At 38.1% G+C, this 3006-nt stretch carries 3 protein-coding genes and 1 pseudogene; 2 read left to right on the top strand and 2 right to left on the bottom strand.

Features of this window, described 5'->3' with window-relative positions:
- Together AAC037_RS22795 and AAC037_RS22790 are read left to right on the top strand one after the other, a co-directional pair.
- Positions 1-406, top strand: a 406-nt coding sequence (locus tag AAC037_RS22795; protein WP_339905863.1) for a ChaN family lipoprotein, incomplete at its 5' end; no start/stop codon positions are given.
- A 159-nt stretch (positions 407-565) separates the two neighbouring features.
- Positions 566-1339: a helix-turn-helix transcriptional regulator gene (locus AAC037_RS22790; protein WP_339905861.1), complete on the top strand. Its 774-nt coding sequence runs from the start codon at positions 566-568 to the stop codon at positions 1337-1339.
- Positions 1340-1540: 201 nt separating this feature from the next.
- On the opposite strand, the gene AAC037_RS22785 is transcribed toward AAC037_RS22790, so the two are convergent.
- Both AAC037_RS22785 and AAC037_RS22780 read right to left on the bottom strand, forming a co-directional pair.
- Positions 1541-2368 (bottom strand): glycerophosphodiester phosphodiesterase family protein, encoded by an 828-nt coding sequence (locus tag AAC037_RS22785; RefSeq protein ID WP_339905859.1) that lies wholly within the window; start codon positions 2366-2368, stop codon positions 1541-1543.
- Between the two features lie 151 nt (positions 2369-2519).
- Positions 2520-3006: pseudogene (locus AAC037_RS22780) on the bottom strand (hypothetical protein); the annotation flags it as partial.

Genomic DNA, 3006 nt, shown 5'->3' with positions numbered 1-3006 from the left:
AAAAGGCTTAGCTTCATTAGACCAGCTCCAACGGAAAGCCCGACATTTTTTTGCAAAAATAAAAATTCCTGAAGCCGGAGACCCTTACCTGCTTAAATTCAATGAAGCCATGGGTGCTCATGGACATAGTATGGGACCATCGGTTTTTCATGCTCAATTGCTCCGTGACGCTACCATGGCTGAAAGCATTCTCAAGGCTTGGCGTAAAGACAAAAAAACAAAAATACTACACCTCACTGGCAGGTTTCATAGTGATGAACGACTAGGAACTGTTGCTGAATTAAAAAAAATGAAACCGAAATTAAGTGTAAAAACCATTTCATGCTTTGCCAATGATAGAGATATAAAAAACAAAATGGCCCTTGCTGATTTTATTATCCTTACGAAACAGCCCAATCCTTCATAGAACAAAAACCCTATTGATGAGAAAAATTTAACTATTGGTGTCAAAAACCATTGAATAAGTCAATTGTCGGGTAAATGTCGGGTTAAATCCGTAACAGATACTCGCCCATTTAGCAATTTTTAGCAGACCTTGCAAAGGAAATCAAACGACTAGAATCTCATGGAACAACCGGAATTGGGAAAAAAAATCCTTGAATTAAGAAAAGCGAATGGACTAACTCAGGAAGAATTGGTTGCCCGCTGTAATATCAATGTTCGCACTATTCAACGCATCGAGGCAGGTGAAGTAACTCCTAGGTCGCACACTGTTCGGTCTATCTTTGCGGCTTTGGAAATAGACCTCGATCAATTACAAGCAAGGGCTGCACTACCTAACCCCTCAAAGGAAAAATCGCAATGGCTGCTCATGGCATTTATTAGTGGATTGATCTATTTTATATTGGCCTTTTGGGAGGCTTATATGGACTATGAGTTAAGCACTTCTCCGTCTTTAAGTGTCTCGGCTTGGCAATACACTATGGTCAAAATAAGCATATTGGTATGCTACTCCCTTTTTATGCTTGGATTTCATCAGATGGGGCGCATTTGGGAAAACAATTGGATAAAACCAGCTTCCTTACTTGCAATTGCAGGAATTGTGATTTGCATAGCTGCTGACCTCTACTTGTTTTATAATATGGATACAGATCCATTGCCCCTAATGGCTGCTCAAGCCATATTATTCGGAAGTATTTACATGATATTTGGGTTCGGACTTTATCGGTACAAAAAAGAATTTGGAAACATGGCCATAGGTGCTGGCATTGCGGTCATGATTACGGGCTTGCTTTTTATGTCTGTAGTATTGGCTTTGTTGGGTTTGTTATTCCTGGCAACTAGTGAAATTCTCCTTCTATTTATTTTGTATAGTGCCTATAGCAAGCTTAAACCCTAAATTGGCCATAGATAATCTATTACCAATTTAGGGTTAAAAGACAAAATAACAAAGGGTTATTTGCCCTCAAAAGCCGAAAAGGAGGCATATCATTTTTTCAAAAAAGTACCAAAGTTGTCCATAAGGCTTGAAAAAACGCCTTAGATTATAAAAAAATTGGGACAACTCACACTATCACACCTTCAAATCATTAGGGTCAATTTACTTGAGTTTTGTCCAAAATCTTGGCACATCAGTCTGTACCATGGTAGCTCCTTTATTTAACCATTCTCGTGCCCATTCTTGGTCGGGATTGGCTAGCATTTCCCTGTCCACATCTCCAAGAGCATTAATCCAGAGCCTTACCCCATACTTCTTTGCCTTTGCCACTGTTTTAGGGGTATAAAAACTCGGGTCAATATGCACTGCCCTAGGATTAAATTTCTTAACCGCCTTTTTAATCTCTCTTGTTTTGTAAGTTCTTGGCATAATAAACGCATCCGGAAGCTTTGTCTGAAAAGCCGCCAAAACATCCCAATCTGAATCGAAAAACAAAAGTTCATCAACAACATCCATGGCTTTTACCACCTTCAACACTTCTTCCACTTTATCCGTTTTCATGTCCATATCCACCATAATCCTCCCTTTCGTAACTTTCAATGCTTCTTCTAGGGTTGGAATTTTCTCCTTGGTAGCTTCTCCTTTATGAAGTAAGTTTAAAGTTTGTAGATAGCTATAATCCAAGGTCTCAATATCTCCTGTACCGGTGGTGGTTCTATCCACTGTTTGATCATGCATCAAAACCACTACACCATCAGCAGTTACCCTAATGTCAAGTTCAATAATATCCACTCCCATACGGATAGCTTCTTCTATGGCAACAATACTATTTTCCGGGAAATTTTGGTTGGCTGCCCGGTGAGCTATAACCATCAATTCTTCGGTTTTAAGAAACTTTTCCTTGATTTCATCAACCTGTGCCTGGCCAAATTGAACAAAAAGAAAAAGGAAAAATAATGATGCTAAAATTCTTTTTTTAATCCAATGCATATGCTTTATAAATCTTATGTAAAGTACCACTAAAGCTATACTTTCAAAAGTTGAAGGCAGGCCATTGTGATTTTAGAAATTAAGCCTTGTCCTTTGATAAATCTAAAACAACTGAATTTTAATTAAAAAAAGATCTAGTTGATGTCAATTTCTAAGGAACATATACACAGTTATTGTTCTCAAAATCGGCTATGGTAGGGTTAAAGGCATTTAATCGAGCAACAAAGGAATCCGCTTCTCTCTTCTTTTCCATAAAGTTTGCCAGGGCACAAAAATCTATGAGTGCACCATTGGAATAGACCCTAATATCTTCAGCTTTATTTAAGTTTTCTAAGCCTTCTAAACTTGTTAGGTTGATATTATTCGTTATCAGCATTTGTTGGGCTTCTTGCAATTGCTCCAAACCATGAAGGTTGGTTAAAGACCTATTATCGAATAATACAAACTGCTCTTTCAAGGAAGTCAATGCTTTTAAACCGGCCAAGGACCCCAATTGATCGTTGTCTTTTATGGAAAGTATTTTGGTTACTGACTTTAAATTTTCCAAACCGGTCAGCTCCTTTAATTCGAGATTACTTTCTATCTCCAGAAAACCCACCTCCTCAATATTCTCTAATCCTTTTAAGGATTGAAGGTCA

The organism is uncultured Cyclobacterium sp. (assembly GCF_963976465.1).
GTDB lineage: Bacteria > Bacteroidota > Bacteroidia > Cytophagales > Cyclobacteriaceae > Cyclobacterium.
The sequence above is the reverse complement of the archived record's forward strand: the minus strand, read 5'-3'. Positions and strand labels throughout refer to the sequence as shown.

What these genes read in the sequence shown, in the direction of transcription:
- AAC037_RS22785 (WP_339905859.1), bottom strand. Translation starts at nt 2,368, where the DNA reads ATGCATTGGATTAAAAAAAGAATTTTAGCATCATTATTTTTCCTTTTT.
- AAC037_RS22790 (WP_339905861.1), top strand. Translation starts at nt 566, where the DNA reads ATGGAACAACCGGAATTGGGAAAAAAAATCCTTGAATTAAGAAAAGCG.